Annotated in this window: 14 protein-coding genes and 2 tRNA genes; 7 read left to right on the plus strand and 9 right to left on the minus strand. The window is 56.9% G+C overall.

The genetic code is table 11. From position 1 onward, the window contains the following. Positions 1 to 25: 25 nt before the first annotated feature. From plsY to ACTRW9_RS00405, 5 genes are all read left to right on the plus strand, one after another. Positions 26 to 628 carry a glycerol-3-phosphate 1-O-acyltransferase PlsY gene (gene plsY / locus ACTRW9_RS00385; RefSeq protein WP_442427873.1) on the plus strand — a complete coding sequence of 201 codons (603 nt, stop codon included), beginning with the start codon at positions 26 to 28 and terminating at the stop codon, positions 626 to 628. Positions 629 to 696: 68 nt separating this feature from the next. Further along, a tRNA-Gly gene (locus ACTRW9_RS00390) sits at positions 697 to 771 on the plus strand. 35 nt (positions 772 to 806) lie between these two features. Then, positions 807 to 880 (plus strand) — tRNA-Cys (locus ACTRW9_RS00395). Positions 881 to 1,268: 388 nt separating this feature from the next. After that, the gene (locus tag ACTRW9_RS00400; RefSeq protein ID WP_442426418.1) at positions 1,269 to 1,781 is read left to right on the plus strand and encodes a DUF3015 family protein; all 513 of its coding nucleotides are present in this window, start codon (positions 1,269 to 1,271) and stop codon (positions 1,779 to 1,781) included. 10 nt (positions 1,782 to 1,791) lie between these two features. Beyond that, a complete protein-coding gene (locus ACTRW9_RS00405) occupies positions 1,792 to 3,786 on the plus strand; it encodes an Lnb N-terminal periplasmic domain-containing protein (RefSeq protein WP_442427874.1) in 1,995 nt (664 codons plus the stop codon). Positions 3,787 to 3,810: 24 nt separating this feature from the next. On the opposite strand, the gene ftsY is transcribed toward ACTRW9_RS00405, so the two are convergent. From ftsY to ACTRW9_RS00430, 5 genes are all read right to left on the minus strand, one after another. Next, positions 3,811 to 4,767, minus strand: a complete 957-nt coding sequence (gene ftsY / locus ACTRW9_RS00410) for a signal recognition particle-docking protein FtsY (RefSeq protein ID WP_442427875.1) — start codon at positions 4,765 to 4,767, stop codon at positions 3,811 to 3,813. A gap of 111 nt (positions 4,768 to 4,878) precedes the next feature. After that, the gene (locus ACTRW9_RS00415; protein WP_442427876.1) at positions 4,879 to 6,060 is read right to left on the minus strand and encodes an FG-GAP repeat domain-containing protein; all 1,182 of its coding nucleotides are present in this window, start codon (positions 6,058 to 6,060) and stop codon (positions 4,879 to 4,881) included. A gap of 58 nt (positions 6,061 to 6,118) precedes the next feature. Continuing rightward, on the minus strand, positions 6,119 to 7,720 hold the full coding sequence (locus tag ACTRW9_RS00420; protein WP_442427877.1) for an SDR family oxidoreductase: 1,602 nt from the start codon (positions 7,718 to 7,720) through the stop codon (positions 6,119 to 6,121). Between the two features lie 92 nt (positions 7,721 to 7,812). After that, positions 7,813 to 8,646 carry an MBL fold metallo-hydrolase gene (locus ACTRW9_RS00425; RefSeq protein WP_442427878.1) on the minus strand — a complete coding sequence of 278 codons (834 nt, stop codon included), beginning with the start codon at positions 8,644 to 8,646 and terminating at the stop codon, positions 7,813 to 7,815. Positions 8,647 to 8,661: 15 nt separating this feature from the next. Beyond that, positions 8,662 to 10,800: a methyltransferase domain-containing protein gene (locus ACTRW9_RS00430; protein WP_442427879.1), complete on the minus strand. Its 2,139-nt coding sequence runs from the start codon at positions 10,798 to 10,800 to the stop codon at positions 8,662 to 8,664. Positions 10,801 to 11,130: 330 nt separating this feature from the next. Here ACTRW9_RS00430 and ACTRW9_RS00435 point away from each other — a divergent pair, with 330 nt between their 5' ends. Both ACTRW9_RS00435 and ACTRW9_RS00440 read left to right on the plus strand, forming a co-directional pair. After that, positions 11,131 to 11,904: an ADP-ribosylglycohydrolase family protein gene (locus tag ACTRW9_RS00435; RefSeq protein ID WP_442427880.1), complete on the plus strand. Its 774-nt coding sequence runs from the start codon at positions 11,131 to 11,133 to the stop codon at positions 11,902 to 11,904. Positions 11,905 to 12,043: 139 nt separating this feature from the next. Beyond that, positions 12,044 to 13,501, plus strand: a complete 1,458-nt coding sequence (locus ACTRW9_RS00440) for a pentapeptide repeat-containing protein (RefSeq protein WP_442427881.1) — start codon at positions 12,044 to 12,046, stop codon at positions 13,499 to 13,501. A gap of 136 nt (positions 13,502 to 13,637) precedes the next feature. Here the strand turns inward: ACTRW9_RS00440 and ACTRW9_RS00445 are convergent, their stop codons facing one another. The 4 genes from ACTRW9_RS00445 to ACTRW9_RS00460 all read right to left on the minus strand — a co-directional run bounded on the left by ACTRW9_RS00445 (position 13,638) and on the right by ACTRW9_RS00460 (position 19,589). Continuing rightward, positions 13,638 to 14,819 (minus strand): KamA family radical SAM protein, encoded by a 1,182-nt coding sequence (locus tag ACTRW9_RS00445; RefSeq protein WP_442427882.1) that lies wholly within the window; start codon positions 14,817 to 14,819, stop codon positions 13,638 to 13,640. A gap of 809 nt (positions 14,820 to 15,628) precedes the next feature. Then, positions 15,629 to 16,825 carry a glycine C-acetyltransferase gene (gene kbl, locus ACTRW9_RS00450; RefSeq protein ID WP_442427883.1) on the minus strand — a complete coding sequence of 399 codons (1,197 nt, stop codon included), beginning with the start codon at positions 16,823 to 16,825 and terminating at the stop codon, positions 15,629 to 15,631. A 35-nt stretch (positions 16,826 to 16,860) separates the two neighbouring features. After that, the gene (locus ACTRW9_RS00455) at positions 16,861 to 18,018 is read right to left on the minus strand and encodes a zinc-binding dehydrogenase (protein ID WP_442426429.1); all 1,158 of its coding nucleotides are present in this window, start codon (positions 18,016 to 18,018) and stop codon (positions 16,861 to 16,863) included. A gap of 89 nt (positions 18,019 to 18,107) precedes the next feature. After that, complete coding sequence (locus tag ACTRW9_RS00460) at positions 18,108 to 19,589, minus strand: AAA family ATPase (RefSeq protein ID WP_442427884.1); 1,482 nt, start codon at positions 19,587 to 19,589, stop codon at positions 18,108 to 18,110.

Here is a 19,589-nt window from a genome sequence, read left to right on the forward strand (position 1 = left end):
TACCCCTGGCCACCATTAACCATCTATGAACGAAACCAACCTCGCCCTGACAGGTGTGATTTGGACCTGCGCATTTTTACTGGGATCCATTCCGTTCGGCCTGCTCATCGCCAGGCTCAAAAACATCGACATCCGCAAGGAGGGAAGCGGCAACATCGGCGCCACCAACGTGGCGCGCACGCTGGGACGCAAGGCAGGCATCCTGACGCTGGTGGGCGATTGCGGTAAAGGCTACCTGGCCTGCTGGCTCGCCGCCACCACGCTGGGAACCACCTGGCAGATCGCCGGAGCGGGCCTTCTGGCATTTCTCGGCCATGTGTTCTCGCTGTTCCTCAAATTCAAGGGTGGCAAGGGCATCGCCACCGGGCTGGGCATCTACCTGTTCCTGATGCCCGCCGCGGCGGGAGGCGGGGTGCTGATGTTCGCCCTGTTGCTGGGGATCACCGGCTACGTGTCCGTGGGCTCCCTCGCAGCCGCGGTGACCATCCCCGTGCTGGGCTGGTTTTTTTCTGCCCCTCCGTCCTACATTGCCGTCGCCGGAGCGGCCGCGGGGCTCACCTTCTATAAGCACAAAGACAACCTGTCCCGCCTGCGCGCCGGCACCGAAAGCAAATTCCTGAAAAAATAGCGTTTGACAATCCGCCCTCAAAAAATATAATGAATTTCTCAGGGAACTTCCCCAAAAATGGAAAATGCGCGGGAGTAACTCAGTGGTAGAGTGCAACCTTGCCAAGGTTGAGGTCGAGGGTTCAAATCCCTTCTCCCGCTCCATTTTTCCCCTTCCGGTTTCTTTCTCTTTTTATTCCGGCACCGTCGCCAAGTGGTAAGGCAGGGGTCTGCAAAACCCTTATCGGCGGTTCGAATCCGCCCGGTGCCTCCATTTTCCCAACTCCCAGAACTTGGAATTCTCCCGGTCAATCAATCCCGGCTCACTTCCCTCTTTTTTCCAGGACGGGATTGAAATTATTTTTTTGGCGTAACAATCGATTTTCCCTGAACAGGGTGAAATTGCATGCAAGCTTAACTAGGCCGAAATCAATCTTTTATTCCGTTAATTCTAGACACCCCCGATTGAACCAATACTTTCAATTACTTTGGCTTGCCCGGGATGGCGCAATTTGTTGTACAGGTAAGGTGAATGTGTTAGACTCCATGAATTGAAATTGTCGGCAACACGATTTGCTTCACAATTTCCGCAAGCAGCGCCCACCGGGTCGCTGACAGCGCTCTGGTGGCGTTTAATTTCCAACATCAAGAGGAGATCATCCATGAAGAAAATGCTATTGGTGGGTTCCATCCTGTTCTCGATGATGTGTTTCTCTGGCAACGCGCTGGCTGCCGGTTACGGCGAAGCGGGTTGCGGACTGGGTTCCCTGGTCTGGCAGGATGCGTCCAAGCAAAAAGATCCGGTTTTCCAGATTCTGGCTTCCACCACGAACGGCACGTTCGGTAGCCAGACGTTTGGTATCACCACCGGTACTTCCAACTGCAATGACAGCATTTTCAAGGTAGAGAAAGAGCGCGAAGTTTTCGCCGCAATCAATTTCTCGACTCTCGTTAAGGAAATGGCCATGGGCGAAGGCGACAACCTGAACACCCTGGCTTCCCTGTACGGTTGCACGGAAACGAACTTTTCCGATTTCGGCACCGTCACCCAGCAGAATTTCGGCAGCATCATCACCAGCTCCGAAACCACGCACAAAGACATGCTGATGAACCTGAACGGCGTACTGGCCCAGGACGGCAACCTGTCCAAAGCCTGCACCGGAATCATCGGCTGAATCAAACCGCTTGAACAAGGATGCCGGCTTCCGGGTGATCCGGAGCCGGCATTCTTTTATTTTTCCCGCCTTGACCCTCACTCTTTCACTCTTTATTCGATTCGCCGTTTTCCTGGCTTTTGCCGGGTTCCTTTCCATTGAAACAGTGCAGGCCGAGCCTGAAGGCCCCGCATATGCGCGGGAACTCATCGACCGGGCGCGCTCCCTCAACCTTTCGGAAGAACGCCGCTGGAGTCTGCTGGGTCATTACCGCACCAACTGGTGGGGCCATCTGGAAAGCGAGGCCGACGCGCCGGAATTTTTTCTATCGCCTGAGGGCAAGACCGATCCGCAAAAAGAACTCGATGCCACACTCCTCGCGTTCTTTCAAAAACAGGCGAACGTGCCGGAAGGCGTCATGCATCCGCAGTGCCGTTTCCCGGCCCGCTACAAGTGGCTGAACGAGCGGTTGAACTTCGATCCAGCACGTCTGTCGGACCAGCCCTGCTCGCGGCTGGAGCGCTGGATCGGACGGCTCGATCCGGAAAAAATCACGCTGGTTTTCGCTTCCTACTACATGAACAATCCGTCCTCGATGTTCGGTCACACCCTGCTCCGCATCGACAGTCATTCGCGCGGCCGTTACAAGAAGCTCCTCAACTACGGCGTCAACTACGCCGCCAACCCGGACACGGACAATCCCGTTCTCTATGCCATCAAGGGGGTCGGCGGTTTTTTTTCGGGAACGTTCACGGTGTTTCCCTATTCGATCAAGGTGCAGGAGTACAACAACTGGGAAAGCCGCGACCTTTGGGAATATGAACTGAACCTGACGGCGGAACAGATGGACTATCTCCTGCGCCACCTGTGGGAACTGGGCAACATTGAATTCGATTACTACTATTTCCAGGAAAACTGTTCCTACCACATGCTGACCGTGCTGGAAACGGCCAACCCGGAATGGCGGCTGACCGACGGCTTCGTGTTCTCCGTCATTCCCGGCGACACCATCAAGGCACTGGTGGAACAACCGGGACTGGTGAATTCCGTGTTCTACCGTCCCGCCATCCTGAGCAAGATGAATCACAAGATCGAGCAGATGGAGTCCGGGGAACGTCGCGTCCTGTACGCCCTGGCGGACGACAAATCGGCGCTCAAGGAAAAACCGTACGGCGCGTTGACCGTCCCGCAGAAAGCGCTGGTGCTGGACGCCTACCTCGATTACCTCGAATACCTGTACGTGCAGGACCGCGCGGTGAACCCGATGGCTCCCATCCGCATCCCGCAGGAGATCCTGCTGGAACGCGCGCGCCTCAATCACCAGCGGGGAGACTCCCAGGTGACGCGGTTTTCCTCACCGCCGGAAGAAGGCCACGGCACCGACCGTTTCCGCCTTGCCACCGGGCTCAACGACAGCGAACTGTTTCAGGAGGTGGGATACCGTCCCGCCCTGCACGACCTGCTTGCCGACGAAACCGGTTACGACCGTCATTCACAGATCCTCATGATGGACGGCCTGTACCGCTACTATCACGAATCGCAACGCTGGCGGGTGGAACGTTTTCAACTGCTCGACATCATCACCCTCACCCCCTTCGAGCCGATCTTCAAACGTCCTTCCTGGAGAGTGAACCTGGGCTTCGAGCGGGTGCGGGATTTTGACTGCGAATACTGCCTTGCCTTCGGCGGCACCACCGGCGTGGGCCTCACCTACGAGCCGGGACACGACTCACCGTTCCTGCTGTTCGCCATGCTCGAGGCCGAAGCGGAGACCTCCGGCAGTTTCGACGACAACTTCCGACTGGGCGGCGGCGGCACGGGTGGCGCCTTCTTCACACTGAACCGCGACTGGCGGGTTTTTTTGGGCGGCGAGTACAAACGCTTTCCACTGGGGCACGACTCTGAAGTCATCGAGTGGACGGCGCAGGGACGCTACCGCGCGTCGCAGAATGTGGATGTGCGTCTCGAATACCGGCGCACCGGCCACACCGACGAGGGTGTGCTGTCGCTCAACCTTTACTTCTGAAAATACGAAACTTCGCGCTGAGGTTCAACGCTCGAACAGGGCGTTGACGAAGGCGGTGGGATCGAATTCCTGCAGGTCATCGGCTTTTTCGCCGACGCCGATGTAGCGCACCGGCAGTTTCATTTCCTGCACGATGTTGAACAGGATGCCGCCCTTGGCGGTGCCGTCGAGTTTGGTCATGATGAGGCTGTCGATGTGCAGGGCTTCGTGAAACAGGCGGGCCTGCGAAATGCTGTTCTGGCCGATGCTGCCGTCGAGCACCAGCATGGTCTCATGCGGCGCGTCTTCCTGCACCTTGCCGATGACGCGCTTCACTTTCTTGAGCTCTTCCATCAGGTTGGTGTTGGTCTGTAATCGCCCGGCCGTATCGATAAGCACGATGTCGGACTTGCGCGCGATACCCGCCTGCACCGCATCGAACGCCACAGCGGAGGGGTCGGCTCCATGTTTCTGCGCGATGCAGGGCACCCCGGCTCGATCCGACCACATCTGCAACTGCTCGATTGCCGCCGCGCGAAACGTGTCGCCTGCGGCAAGCAGGACCTTCTTGCCCTCCATCGACCATTTCTGCGCGAGCTTGCCGATGGTGGTGGTTTTTCCGGAGCCGTTGATGCCGATGACCAGCACCACAAACGGTTTTTTCGACGCGAGGTCCCACGGAGTCTGGTGTTCGCTCAACAACCGCACCATGATGGTTTTCAGATGCGCCTGCACTTGCTCCGGGGTGCGCAGGTGATTTTGCGCCACTTCGTGGTTCAACTCGCCAAGAATCCTGCTTGTCGAGTTCATACCGGCATCGGCGATGAGCAGGGCCTCCTCGATTTCATCCATCAACTCCGGCCCGACCTTGGCCTTGCCGAGCACGATGTTGTCGATGCCCTTGGAAAACGAGTCGCGCGTTTTGCTCAGCCCGCTTTTGAGCCGAGAAAAAAAGCCGCCCTGTTTTTCCTCTTCAATTCTGGGTTCGGTGGAATCGTTCATGTTTGGGTGATTATATCAGGCCGGAAACTCAATCGGACCGGCAACTTGGCATGGTATTTTAGGTAATTTTTTTGAGGCGGAATCGACAGGGATGTTTTCCCCGGAAAGCCCTCAGCCGGAGGTTTTCTGCACGGTGGGCCCGGGCAAGGGAGAAGGTTGTTTCCCCTGCTTCAGCAGGATGGTGATGAGGTTTTTATCCCGGCAGGATACGGCAAGATCCAGATGCCCGTCCTGGTTGAAATCGCCCACCGCCATTCCCTGCGGGTACTCATCCACGTAATGGATTACGGGAGGATAGATAAAGGTCCCGTCTCCACGACCCAGCGTGACGGAAATCGTGTCGTTGGTGGCGTTGGAGACCGCCAGGTCCTCAATGCCGTCGCCGGAAAAATCCGCCGCAACAATAAACTTGGGAAACTCCCCCGCCGCGAAATCCCGGAGAGCGTGGAACTTCTTGTCGCCGTCATTCATGACCATGGTCAAGGCATGCAGGGAATTGCTGGAGGTCACGAGGTCGACTTTGCCGTCGTTGTTGGCGTCGATGTTGGCGATGGTCAGCGGCTGACCGCCACCGCGAAAATTTTTACCGGGATCGAACTTGCCGTTGCCCTCTCCCCACAGAATCTGCACCCCGGTGTTGCCGGAACCCGCCAGTGCCACCGCCAGATCCCGAAACCCGTCCTTGTTGTAATCTCCGGAAATCACACCGGTCGGCTGACCCCGCACCGCAATCTCCACCGGTTCGGCGAACACGCCGTTGCCCTTGCCCTCCAGGTACACCACCTTGTGGAAGCGCAGGGAAACCATGAGGTCCGGCAACCCGTCTCCGTTGAAATCGTCCGTCGTCAGGTTGATCGGGATACGCCCCGGCTTGATGATGCTGCCCGTGTTGCGGAAACTGCCGCCGCCGGAGTTCAGCAGGATGTGCAGAGTGCCATCCTGATAATTGAGGATCGCCAGGTCCTTCAACCTGTCGTTGTTGAAATCGGCGACCGCGGTGGCGATGGGATCGGCACCGGTTTTGATGACGATGCCTTCCTGAAAGGTGCCATCTCCCTTTCCCTTCAGGTAAGACAGGTTGTGTTCCCCGCTGTTGAGCACCACGAGGTCAAGATGACCGTCCGCATCGAAATCGTCCGTCACCAGGTAGGACGGTTCTTTCCCCGTGTCATACACCGCATTGATCATGAACAGCGGGGGAATGCGTTTCTGGGGTTGGGAGTTGGATTGGGGGCACCCTGTCAGGGAAACACCCAGGACCAATATAATGGTATAAAAAACAAACCGCTTCATAATTACCTGCACACTTTTATATGGGTGAGGATAGCACAGCCACTGGGTTGCAACAACCTTAGACTGAGGTTTCTTTTTCGGGCATTTGCCCGCTGGCAGCGCCCTTCGCATCTTCGAGCGGGGTGCGGCCAAAGGAATCGGTCAACCGGGCTTCGCGTTCAAAATGATTGAGCATGCCGCGGAAAATATAAGTGTGGAAACGGGAAAGCGTGTACCAGTACAGATGGCCCCAGAAGGGCTTTGGGATGAAATGAGCACGGAGGATGAGGCGGGTTTGGCCCGATTCCGCCGGTTCCAGCAAAAACTGCAACCAGGAGTAACCGGGTGATATCAACTCCGCCCGAAGCAGGAGTTCCTTGCAGGGCTCCAGCTTTTCCACCCGCCAGAAATCGACCGAGTCGCCGACACACAGGTCAAACGGGTCACGCCGTCCCCGCTTCAGCCCAACCCCTCCCAGCAGGCGGTCGATGAACCCCCGGATCTCCCACAACAGGTTGCCGTGCAACCAGCCGTAAGGCCCTCCGATGCGGCACACCATCTGGAAGGTTTGCTCCAAATTTGCGGGAATTTTTCGCTCGTGTTCATCGAACAGGAAATGCGCCGATTCGTACTGGGCCAGCGGCATGAGATCGGCCATGTCTTCCGGCGGCACATCGCTCCAGTGCGAAAACACGCGCGAGCTTTGTTCCTTTTCAAACGCCCAGCGCACCGCGGTGTCGAAATCCAGCGGCTCAAACGGCACGATCCCGCGAATGGTATCATCGGTCACGATCACATCGGTACGCAGGCTTTCCAGCAGAAGGCAGGTGATGTTGACCGGCACGGAGATGAACAGGTGCAGGTAGAAGGAAAAAATCCGGCACAGCATGTTGACCGGGACCGGCACCCAGGACACATCGAAAAACCGGACGCGGCGGTCGTACAATCCGGCAAAGCGAAGGACCATCTCCCGGTACGACATGGTGTCGCGTCCACCAATGGGATACTGCCCGGTTTCGATTTCATGGGTTTCCAGTACCCCCACCAGATACTTGATGACATCACGAATGGCGATGGGCTGGCACAGAGAGTTGAATTCCGGAAGAAAGGGAATCCAGCGCATGTGCAAAATCATCGACTTCAATAGCTCGTAGGAAGCGCTTCCAGTTCCGATGATGATCGCCGCCCGCAGGTGCACCACGGTCATGCTGGCCTCGGAGAGGATTTGGCCCACTTCCATGCGGCTTTTCAGATGCCAGGAAATCTGTTTGCAGTCCTCGCCCAGCCCGCCCAGGTAGATGATCTTTTGAATGCGGTTTTCCTCAGCCGCTTCTTTGAAATTCTGCGCCGACACTTTTTCCGCCTGTGCGAATTTCCTTTTTTCCAGGCGCAGGCTGTGGATTAGGTAATACGCTGTATGCACCCCGCGCAGGGCCTCGTTCAGGCTGTCCTTATCGAGCGCATCCGCATACACGTACTCCAGGTTGGGGTGTTCCAGAAGGGGCGTCAGCACGCGGTTGCGCATCATGCACCGCACCCGGTAGCCACGGTACAGCAACTCCGGCACCAGTCTCTTGGCCACGTACCCATTGGCACCGGTAACGAGTATGAGTGTGCCCGCGGGCAGAGACCGGGTGGGGAGATCGTCGCAATAGTGGTAATTCACCTTCTCTGGATCCATGCTTCCAATATGGGGGCGGCATGGCGGATTTTCAAGAAAACTCTGGGAATCCGGAGGAGCCTGCTAAAGAGGAGGGCCCCAATCAGGAAGGCTCACACCTTGCCGCAAAAGAAGGGATTGTGGCGTTTTTCCTCGCCGACGGTGGTGGCGGGACCGTGCCCGGGGTGCAGTCGGGTGGCATCCGGGTACACCAGCAGGCGTTCGGTGATAGAACGGTACAACCCCGGCCAGGAGGCGTTGGCGCGGCCCATCGACCCGGCGAAAATGCAGTCACCGGAGAAAACGGTGTCGTTAATTTTGTAGGACACACCGCCCGCAGTATGACCGGGGGTGAACACAACCTCCACCTTCATGTTTCCCACTTCCAACACGTCGCCGTCATTAACGAATTGAAGGTTGCGGCTGCCGCGCGGCCGCAGTTCCTTTTCGTGGATGAAGGAAGGGCAGGAGAAAGCCCGGTCCAGCTTGTCGAGCCCCCCGGCATGGTCCGGGTGCGCGTGCGTGAGCAGAATCTTCGATGGCTTGAGCTTGAGCTCGTTTGCTTTCTGAATGAGGGCATCCGGGCTGGCTCCGGTGTCCACCACCGCGGACTCACCGGTTTCGGGGCAGCGGATGAGGTAGCATTTTACCGGGTACAGCCCCATGAACACATTGAGGCAGGTGAGGTCCAGGGCGGGATCATTCTTTGGCAGTTTCGGGGACCAGGCCTCGTGCGAGATGGCACGGAGGCAGGCGGCATCCAGATCCAGCGCCTCCGCCAGCAAATCTATTTCCGCATCCTCTGGCACCTGCTCGTAGCGTTCCATTTTCTGGATGCGTTGCAGGTCCATACCGGTGGCGGCGGCGAGGTCCTTTGGCGACCAGTTTTTGCCGTCGCGGGCTTTTTCGAGTATGTCCCCGAGTTCGTCTTCGAGGGATGCAGGCATAAAGTCCGGTATCGTTCAGGCGGGAGTGGCTTCCTTCCGCAGAAAATAAAAAGCGCCGAGATACATGACCATGGAAAGCAGGTAAAGGGGCTTGGTGCCCAGCAGCATGGCGTTGTATTCCATAAGACCTCCCAGCACGGCGCCGAGCACATTATACCCCAAAGCCAGGGCCGCCGCCTTGCGCGTCTCGAACACCATTGCAAAAAGAATACTGGAAAAAAGAATGGGCAGGGCCACCAGCAGACTCCCCACCAGCCACTGCAGGGCCAGTGGCAATGCCAGGAGATTTTCCACGGGCGCAAGGAAGCAAATCATGAGAGTGACCATCAGCAGACCGAATTGAAGATTCCGGTTCTCAATCCAGCGGCGGATCACAACCAGGTTGGCGAACAGCACCATCACCAGGATGGAGGAAAACACGAGCACGTTGACCAGCCACGTCGACCCGAACAGCAAGGACATTTCGGTGACGCTTTTGGTTTCGAGCAGGAGAAACCCCGCCCCCAGCAGGAACAGGGTCCAGTCCGGGCGATGCTTCCATTTCGTTCCCCCCGCGCTCAACCACACCAACACCAGGGAGAAAGCCAGAATGAACGCACCGACACTGAAGTAGTGGCTCGGCACCTTCGGTTCCTGCAGGTACAGGTATGGCCAGTTATCCGTCGGAACCTCGTATTTCGGGATCAACTTCCCATCGGGACCGATGGGGACGTTGAACTTTTTCTGAAAGGCGGGGAGGGCCGGATCGTCCCAGAAGCTGTCGTCAATTTGATCCGACCATCCCGCCACAAACGTGAAATTGAACAGGTGCGCGGGTTGGATGTAACGCATGAGCGGTTGTTCGCGGAACACTTCCATTAATGTGGTATATATTTTTTCCGCGATGAAAAACTTGCCGGACAAATGGTAGAGAATCAGCACCCCGCCCGGCTTGAGATGATCGCGGATGGACTCAAACGATTCGCGCGTGTACACGTAATTGTCGAGTCGCACCGACGACATGCTGGACAGAAGCGTCTGGCTGTCCAGCGTTCCCAGCACAATGACGTCGTATTTCTCTTTACTTTTTTTCAGGAACGCCCGCGCGTCGTCGTTGTGCACCTTGACCCGGGGGTCCGCATACGGTTTCTGGAAATGATGCTGTTTGCCGAGGCGCAGGATCTCGCGGTCGATCTCCACCGCATCCACATGCTTTGCTCCCTGGCGAAGTGCGATGGTCACATCGTTTCCCGTGCCCGCTCCCAGCACGAGCACCCGTTCCACGGATCTGGCAAAGTGGTAAGGCGCAGAGAAATCCTGCATTGCCCTTTTGTTATAGGGAGACCGGGCCACAGCCTCATCCGAAAAATTCAGCGCGTGTTGATGGAATGAACCATTCACGGACAGATCAAAATGATCTTCGTGAACGGAGTAATTTATTTTGTAATAAGGAGACCACAGTTCCCCCCCGTTCTTCCCGTTGTGTCCCAAACTGTAAACCAGAAACAGCACCACCGGCAGGCACAGGGTCGAAGCCAGCACCCGGCGGTTGTCCACGCACAAGGCGGCGAAATACACGGAGCCGAAGGCAAACCAGACGAGAGGCGGCATGGATAACCAACTGAACAGGGAAAACACCGCCAGGCCCAGCAGGCTTCCCAGGATGTTGATCGAATAAGCGACCAGCGGTCTGAACCGGTCAAACTCACGGGCGATTCCCGATCCCAGAGGAATGAATACCATTGTGGACAAAATAAAAATGATGAACACCACCGGCTCCATACCCCAGGTCTGCACGGCTTCCGAGGGCTTCACCATAGTGGTCCACAAATATTCCCCCTGCGCCTGCGGCACCTGCACCCAGACATTGGAAAAGTAATTCACTACCGCCATCAGAACCAGCAGCAACGGGGCGAACCCGATTACGGTGGTGCGGCCGCGTGCCTGAAGGATCATACCCACGCCCATGCCCAGAAAGGCGGAGATGAGAACCAGATTAATGAAATAGGAAACCACCTGCACGTGCGCCGGAATGAAACGGATCAGTGCCACTTCGAAAAACAGAAGAAGGAAGCTGAAACCCAATAGACGGAACGCCGACCAGACAGGAAACACATCCCTTTCTGGCGCGGTTTCGGCAGGAGGCAGGGTCGAAGTTGTGGTGGATGCGTCCAAATGGGTACCGGAAAATAAGGTTAGTGGATTTGTTTCAGAATAAGGGCAAGGGATTCCGCTGGCAAATACATTCTACGCTTTTCCGCATCCTTTCATACCTTAAAAGCCTCTGACTTTCAATGGGTTACCAAGGCAATCCCAAAACCGATGATAAACCGCGCCCTACCTCAGAGAGCCGCGATATTTCGGCTGTCCGGTCCTTTCCATGGACAGCCGCCTTGTCAATCCCCATGAGAATGGTATAACGACGGCATCCACCCGCCTTCCGCAAGGGGACAGAGGCTGCGTCCCAGAGAAGGATTCCCGCAGCAAAAATGAAAGGAGTCGTTCATGCTGGGTGCCATCGCAGGCGACATCATCGGGTCCCGCTTCGAGCACGCCCCCATCCAAACCGTCGATTTCGAACTGTTCACCGACACCTCCCGCTTCACCGATGACACGGTGTTGACCGTTGCCGTGGCCGACAGCATTTTCAACGGGACCGGCTACGGGGACACGCTGAAAAACTATTTCCGGCGGTATCCTGATGCCGGATACGGGAGGGGTTTCCTGAAATGGGGACAATCCGACGCTTCCCAGCCCTACAACAGCTGGGGCAACGGCTCGGCCATGCGGGTCAGTCCCGTTGGCTTCGCCTTCGACTCCATCGAATCCGTTCTGTTGGAGGCGGAAAAAAGCGCGTCAGTGACGCACAATCACCCGGAGGGCATCAAAGGCGCGCAGGCCACCGCGCTGGCGGTTTTCCTCGCCCGCAGCGGATCGGGCAAAGACACGCTGGCCGGAGAAATCGAATCGCGTTTCGGTTACGACCTGCACACGCCGCTTGATATCCGGCGGCGCGACCATTCCTTCGACGTCTCCTGCCAGGGAACGGTGCCGCCTGCCCTGCGCGCCTTTCTGGAATCGACGGATTTCGAGGATGCGGTGCGGAAGGCCGTCTCGCTGGGAGGCGACAGCGACACCCTCGCCTGCATCACCGGCTCGGTCGCCCATGCGTTTTACCGCCACATCCCCGACGCCATCCTGGACACCGTGCTGGACCGTCTCGAGTCCCCCCTGCGGCGTGTCACCACCCTGTTCTGCAACCGCTACAGCTGCCTCTGAGGAATCCGGACATTTTTTCAAAACCCGCACTTGCGTTTGGTCCGGTCCTCATATATGTTTTTGACTTGTTTTTCATTCGGAACCCTGCCGGAATCCCCAAATGATCAGGGGTTCTCAAGCATTCAAACGGGAAAAGTCCATGGCCGATCTCACGCGCGAAGAAGTCGAAGACATCCTGAACCAGCTTAAAGAAATCCGCGAACGCGAAGCCGAGGAAGCGGAAAGCAACAAGGGAAAACCCCAGGAGGAAGAACCCGAGGTGGAAGACGAATTGTCCGAAAACGGGGACGATGAAACCGAAGGAGATTTGAATGGGGAAACCGCCGGCGCCAAAGAATCAGAAGAAAAAGCGGGTGAAGAAGAGGAAGAAGACGATACCCCGCACCTGCGGGACATGGATCTCTCCGGTCTGGACCTCTCCAACCTCATTTTTTACGGCGCGGACATCAGAAACTCCAAGCTGGTGGGCACCCGCCTGACGGACTCGGACCTCTCGGATTGCCTGCTCGACCACGCCGACCTGAACAAGGCCGATTTGACCGACGCCATCCTGAACGACACCAAAATGACCTTGGCCAACCTGACTGATTCAGTGATGGAGCGTGCGGACCTGCGCCGCGCGGTTTTGCGTGAATCCACCCTCACCCGCGCCAACCTGGTCGACGCGAAATTGATCAAAGCCGACTGCTCCAAAACCGTGACCACTTCAGCCAATCTGACCGGAGCCGACCTCTCCCGCGCCAGCTTCAAGCAGGCGGACCTGACAGACACCGACCTCTCCGACGCAAAATTGAGCATCGGCGTGTTTTTCGAAACCAATTTCACCAACGCCCAGCTCACCCGCGCGGAAATCAAGGGCGCGAAACTCCACGGCGCACTGTTTCAGAATACAAAAATGATGCGGGTGGATTGCACCAATGCCGACATGACCGAAGTGAAAATGATCCGGGCGGAGGTGGCGCGGGCCCGTTTCAACGGCTCCATCATGCGCCGTGCCAACCTCGAAGGGTCCAATCTGAGCGAATGCGTCCTGGATATCGCTGACCTCAACAACGCCATCCTCAATGACGTGAAGCTGGATGGCGCGCACATGAACCGCACCAAGCTCAACGACGCCAAGTTACGCGGGGCGGTCCTGCGGGGTGTGCACCTGAGCCGGGCCAAGCTGGTTAAAGCGGACCTCACTGGGAGCGACCTGAGCGACGCGAATCTGGAAGGAGCGGACCTCACGGCGGCCCTTCTGGATGATTCCGACTTGAGCCGGGCGAATCTGAAAGAGGCGGTTCTGGAAAAAGCCTCACTCAAAAATGCCGCCCTTGCCGGAGCCGACCTGCGTAAGGCCAGACTGAAAGGAGCCGTGCTGGAAGGCGCGGACCTCGCCGGAGCGCGCCTGCGCCATGCTTCCCTCGTGAAGGCCGATCTTAAGGGCGCGGATCTCCACCGCACGGAACTCGATGAAGCGGATTTCTCAAACGCCGACCTGCAGGGCGCCAACCTCACCGGCGCGAAACTTTGGGAAGCCAACCTCACCCAGGCCAATCTGGAGGGAGCAAAAACCGAACACGCTGATTTCACTGACGCGAAGGGATACAAATAATCCAGGCGGATTCATCGCCGCCCTGCCGGCAAGCGCGCGTCATCCCGCAACCCCGGGTTTCACGTACAAAAAAAAACACCCCGCACCGTTCCATCCCGGAACCGTGCAGGGTGCCTGATTGTCCAACCATGTACCGCTAGGCGTACTCGAAGTCGAAGGCCGGCTCCTGCCTCATAGCCCGCTCATCCTCCAGAATGTAATCATCCACCAGTTCCTTGTAGTCGTCGAACCAGAAGGCTTCGGGATTACGCTTGTACACCATGAAGCGCGAACTGTTCCTGTTCTCTGCAGCACGCTGGTATTTGAAATAAATGTTCCGCGCCGACAGACCGATGATCTCGATCTTGCCCGTGCTGTGCGACATCACAAACCTCGCCCGTTTGGCAAGGCCGGAACCCCTCATACGGGCCAGTTCGAAAATTTCATATGCCTTTTCGATGGGCAGCGTATACGGACGGTTGCCCAGTGTCGGCCGGCAATGAAACACGTAATACGGCGGAACGCCAATGTATGACAACCGGTTCATCAACTCGCTCAGGACCTGCGGGTCATCATTGACTCCCGCGATCATCGGCGTCTGGTTGATGACAACGGCCCCGGACTTCATCAGAAAATCCAGCCCCCGCACCGCTTCCTGCGTCAATTCCCGCGGATGATTGAAGTGCGCCATCACGTAAATGCGCTTCTCCGGCAGGCTGTACTTTTCAAACATGGCTCGCAGGGAATCGTCGTTGTAAATGCGCATGGGGTTGAACGCCGGAATTTTCGTGCCGATGCGGATGATCCTCACGTGATCGATCTCGCGTACCTGCTGAATGATGGGTTCCAGCTTGGACGTGGACATGATCAGCGGGTCACCGCCGGTGAGCAACACATTGTTGATCTCCGGATGCTCGCGGATATACGCCAGTCCCTCGGTGATGTCCTTGGTGACCTCGTCGTTGTCGTCCATGAACAGGCGCTTGCGAAAACAGAACCGGCAGTAGGCCGCACAGACTTCGTTCACCAGGAGCAGAGCCGTGGAATCGTACTTGTGCTCAATGCCGTGCCCCACGGTGTACGACTCTTCGTCGGAAGCATCGAGCTGGCCCCATTCATTCAATTCACTGACGTCGGGAACCACGATTTTCCGGATGGGATCATTCGGGTCGTCCCAGTCGACCAGCGATTGGTAATACTCATTGGTGCGGAAAATAAACTGCTCGCTGACCGGCGCCAACGCCTTTATGTCGTCCTGGCTCAACTGTGGGATTTGCCCCAGCTTTGTCAGGTATTTAGGCTTCTTGTCGCCACCCTTGTATTGAGATTTATCAAACATGCCAACACCCCCTTTGATAGCTGCTGCGAGGCCTTCCGGCAAAATTCGTAGCAAAGGTGATTCCTTTCAAAGAGCAAAACATCCCCAGCGGTTTTACCCTTCAGCAATTCAGTTTTAAGCTAACGGATTATTCAAATGAAACCAGGGTTCGGCTTCAACGGCGAATCCAATGATTCATTGGACCGGGGATGGAATGGTTCCTTCTTCAAAAATTCAAATGCAATTTTTGAATTTATGTAAAAAGAGAAAACATGATTATCAAATTTGTGAGGGACGATCAACCCATAATTGATTTCGATCCAACCCAAACAACTTGAACTGTGCTTTCTTATATTTTCTCACAAATGCAAAATGTCGAATGATTTTATGGGAAATAAATTTTTGTACAAAAAAAAATTTACGTATTTATTTCAATCAAAATAACGCCATGAAGCACGCGTTCGAATAAAAAACAAATTTTCCAATTAAGTTTTTCGCGCTTATTTTTGGTAATGGGATGCCCCAAAACCGGTTCATTTTTAAGCGTACATTTTTTCCATTCCAGGATCGGTGTTAGCTCAATCAAACGATATGGTTAACCGGTCACCCGGGGACCCACTCCCGGCCGGCACAACCCAGCCGCCCCCCAGGTTCAGCGCTTCCGAAATATCTTGAAGAAATCGGATATACTATTTTTTCACTGAAAAGCGAAAATAAAACGAAAAATTTCAGCCCCCAAATACCTCATCCACTCAACTACAATCTCAATATTTACACTCTAAAAAACAACCAAAGAAAGTGGCTACGCAGGGCTTAACTCTCACAAGGTGTCAGGCTGGGGATAGGACTGAGAAGGATTCGCCCACTTTCCTGAAGGCATCAACGGCTCGATCCAGGTCCGCAGTCTCGTGAGCCGCTGAAATTTGCAGGCGTATCCTCGCCTCACCCTTGGGCACGACAGGATAGCTGAAGCCAATCACGTAGATGCCTTCCTTGAGAAGAGCGTCGGCCATCTGGTGGGCCAGCCGGGCGTCGCCCAGCATGATGGGGATGATGGGATGGTCACCTGGCTTGATGGCGAACCCGATTTTTGCGATGCGCTCCCGGAAATAACGGGTGTTGTCCGCAATTTTTCTAACCAGATTTTGGTTAGCGTCGATGAAATCAATCACTTTCGAGGTCACGGCGGCAATCACCGGCGACAGGGAGTTGGAAAACAGATAGGGGCGTGAGCGTTGCCGCAGGAGCTCCACCACGTCCTTTCGCGCGGCGGTGAATCCCCCGGACGCCCCGCCCAGCGCCTTGCCGAAGGTGGAGGTGATGATGCCCACCCTTCCCATAACCTCGCCATATTCAATGCTTCCGCGTCCGGTTGGGCCGAAGAACCCGGTCGCGTGGCTGTCATCGACCATCACGGTCGCACCGTAGCGGTCGGCCAGGTCGCACAGATCCTTCAATCGGGCCACGTCGCCGTCCATGCTGAACACGCCGTCGGTGGCGATCAGCTTGAAACGGTACTTTTCCGCCGCTTTCTTGAGGCGGGTCTCCAGATGGTTCATATCGCTGTGGTTGTAGCGAAAGCGCATGGCCTTGCACAGGCGGGTGCCGTCGATGATACTGGCATGATTCAGCCGGTCGCTGAACAGCGCGTCTTTTTCCGTGAGCAGGGTCTCGAACAGCCCGGTGTTGGCGTCGAAGCAGGACGAATAGAGGATGGTGTCCTCCATGCCGAGGAACCGGGACACCTTGCTTTCCAGTTCCTTATGCACCTCATGCGTGCCGCAGATGAAACGCACCGAGGCCATGCCGTAACCGTACCGGTCGAGCGCCTCCTTTCCGGCGGCGATCATCTCCGGGTGGTTGGCCAGGCCAAGATAATTGTTGGCGCAGAAATTCAGCACCTCCCCTTCGCCCGTGCGGATGTGCGCATGCTGGGAAGAAAGCAGGGTTCTTTCCTCTTTATATAATCCCGCTTGGCGGATGTCCTGCAACTCCTGCCGGATGAATTCGAGATGCTTGCTGTCCATGTCGGAATTGCCTCCTCAAATGGAACGGTGTCCGGTCAGAACCGGAAAATGATCTTGGGATGTTCCTGAATGGCCTTTTCGAACAGCCCGCGGTCGAAAGAATGAAACGGAAACAGCGTCCCCTCGCCCTTGTTCAGGATCACCTCGTAAATCTTGTCCTGCAGGTCGTGGCCTTTCGACATCAAAAGGTTGCTCATGGTGTACCAGGTCTGGAACACCTCCCTCCCCACAATGCCGTGCAGGGCTTTGCCGTGCATGATGATCTGCTGGTAGTCGGTCAGGGTGAAATCCCCCGCCGACAGGCCGAACAGGATGACGTCACCGCCGGCACGGGTGGCGGCCAGCGCGGTGTTGAGGGCGCGGTTGTTCCCGGACATCTCGAACGCCACGTCCACCCCGGCGCCGAAGCAGTCGTCACGAATGCGCGCGACGATGTCCTGATCCGGGCCCACCTCCCCTTCCTCGACGGTCTTGTCCACGGCAAGCGTCAGGTCCACACCCAGCCGCTCGGCCAGCTTGAGGTTCTTTTCATTGGGATCGACACCGATGATGTGGGTCGCGCCCATCGCCCGCGCCACCAGGATGGTGAACAGGCCGATGGTGCCGCACCCGAAGATGGCCACCGTACGCCCGCGCAGGTCCACACGGCTGCACGCATGCACCGCGTTGCCCAGCGGATCCTGGATCGCCGCCACCTCCGGCCGGATGCGGTCGGTATCCACCCGCCACAACTCCTTGGCCGGGAGCTTGATGTAGTCGGCGAAACAGCCGTCGGTGGAGATGCCGATGATCAAATGGTCGGCACACACGTGCTGGTCGCCGATCCGGCACTGATGGCATCGCCCGCAGAAGATGTGTGATTCGGTCGAGACCGTGTCGCCCGCCTTGTAGCCGTACTGCTTGGCGGCGTAAGAGCCCGCTTCCACCACCTCGCCCAGCAGTTCGTGCCCCATGATGCGGTAATGCCGGCCTTCCTTCCGCATGGAGTCGAAAATCATGTCGCGGAACGATTTGCGAAACCAGATGCCCTTGTCGGTGCCGCAAAACCCGGCAAACCGGGGCTTGATGATGACCTTGCCGCCGTCGTCGGGATTCTTGCGTTCGTCGAGGGAGGGTTCACTCACGTCGGTGAACGTCATGCCACGGGTGGTTTCCCAGTCTTTTTTCTGGATGTCGAGAATGAGGGCTTTCACGGGAGCTCTTCCAAAAAGGTATATTTTTAAATATGGGAGCCCGACCCGGTGGGCGCAAGCGAATTACAGGGTTGAGAGCGCGGCCGTTTTCAGGAAGCGGGACGCGCCCGGTTTCTGGCCCAGTCGCGCAGGTACTGGATTTTTTCCTTCATGGTGACGGCAAGCGGTACGGTGCGGCCGATCTCCTGCACCACATCTTCGGTGGTAAACTCCCGGTTCTCGGCAAACGTCCGGTACATGGCGGAGAGAATCGCCTGCTCGATTTCCGCGCCGCTGAACTGGTCCGCCGCCTTCGCCAGCGCGGCCACGTCGAATTTTTTCGGATCGCGTTTTTTGAGGCGGATATGGATTTCGAAAATCCTGGCGCGCTCGGATTCTTTGGGCAGGTCTATGAAAAAGATTTCGTCGAAGCGGCCCTTGCGCAGCAATTCCGGCGGCAGGTCTTCGACGTTGTTGGCAGTGGCGATGACGAACACGGGTTTCGTTTTCTCCTGCATCCAGGTGAGGAACGTGGCGAAGATGCGAGCCGTGGTGCCGCTGTCCACCGAACCCGAACTCTGGATGCCTGAAAAGCCTTTTTCGATTTCGTCCAGCCACAGGATGGTCGGGCTCATGGCCTCGGCCTGGTGGATCGCCTTGCGCATGTTGTCCTCGGAGGAACCGACGAACGAATCGAAGATCTTGCCGACGTCCAGACGCAGGAGCGGCAGGTTCCATTCGGCGGCGATGGCCTTGGCGGCGAGGCTCTTGCCGCACCCCTGCACGCCCAGCATGAGCAAACCTTTCGGCTCCGGCAGGCCGTAGTCGCGCGCCTTCACGCTGAAAGCCCGGCCGCGCTCGGCCAGCCAGCTTTTCAGTTTGTCGAGTCCGCCCACCTGGTTGAGTTGCGTCGACAGGCCGATGAAATCGAGGATGCCGCTTTTGCGGATGAGTTGCTTCTTCTCCTCGATGATCGACGGCAGATCGTCCCAGCCGAACTGCCGCCCGGTGATGAGCGCCTTGGCGAACACGTTCTCGGCTTCGTTGCGCGTAAGACCCAACGTCGCCTGCACGACTTTCTCCAGCAGTTCCGGCGGCAGGTCGATCTTCACCTTGTCGCTGTCCCGGTAGGGCGCAAGAAGCTGGTTGAGCACGGTGGTGAGTTCCTTCGCATCGGGAAGCGGCAGGTCGAACACGGTGATGTCTTTTTCCAGCTCCGGCGGAATTTTCATGACCGGAGAGACCAGCACCACCGTCTTGTAACTTTTCTTGAGGTGGCCGATGAGGTCGCGCAGGCGGCGCAGAACGATTTCCTTTTCCAGAAACGGATGGAAATCACGGAGCACGAAGATGGCTTTTTTATCCGACGCCTCGATGTGCTTGAGCACCGCTTCGGGATCGTTGTCCTGCTCATCTCCGTAGCGGGAAGGCATGAGTCCCTTTGACAGGCTCCATATGATCAGTTCCTTTCGGCTCGACTGCGCGATCTCCTGAAGCATCTCTTCGGCACGCGCTTCTTCCGAGGTCACCAGGTACAGGAGGGGGTACCGGGCGCGGATGGACAGGGACATGTCTTCCTTGAGTTGTTTCAT

It is taken from the genome of Nitrospina sp. 32_T5 (assembly GCF_052156635.1).
Lineage (GTDB): Bacteria > Nitrospinota > Nitrospinia > Nitrospinales > Nitrospinaceae > Nitrospina.

Coding starts and splice junctions, on each gene's coding strand:
- plsY (WP_442427873.1), top strand. CDS start 26: ATGAACGAAACCAACCTCGCCCTGACAGGTGTGATTTGGACCTGCGCA.
- ACTRW9_RS00400 (WP_442426418.1), top strand. CDS start 1,269: ATGAAGAAAATGCTATTGGTGGGTTCCATCCTGTTCTCGATGATGTGT.
- ftsY (WP_442427875.1), bottom strand. CDS start 4,767: ATGAACGATTCCACCGAACCCAGAATTGAAGAGGAAAAACAGGGCGGC.
- ACTRW9_RS00415 (WP_442427876.1), bottom strand. CDS start 6,060: ATGAAGCGGTTTGTTTTTTATACCATTATATTGGTCCTGGGTGTTTCC.
- ACTRW9_RS00420 (WP_442427877.1), bottom strand. CDS start 7,720: ATGGATCCAGAGAAGGTGAATTACCACTATTGCGACGATCTCCCCACC.
- ACTRW9_RS00425 (WP_442427878.1), bottom strand. CDS start 8,646: ATGCCTGCATCCCTCGAAGACGAACTCGGGGACATACTCGAAAAAGCC.
- ACTRW9_RS00435 (WP_442427880.1), top strand. CDS start 11,131: ATGCTGGGTGCCATCGCAGGCGACATCATCGGGTCCCGCTTCGAGCAC.
- ACTRW9_RS00440 (WP_442427881.1), top strand. CDS start 12,044: ATGGCCGATCTCACGCGCGAAGAAGTCGAAGACATCCTGAACCAGCTT.
- ACTRW9_RS00445 (WP_442427882.1), bottom strand. CDS start 14,819: ATGTTTGATAAATCTCAATACAAGGGTGGCGACAAGAAGCCTAAATAC.
- kbl (WP_442427883.1), bottom strand. CDS start 16,825: ATGGACAGCAAGCATCTCGAATTCATCCGGCAGGAGTTGCAGGACATC.
- ACTRW9_RS00460 (WP_442427884.1), bottom strand. CDS start 19,589: ATGAAACAACTCAAGGAAGACATGTCCCTGTCCATCCGCGCCCGGTAC.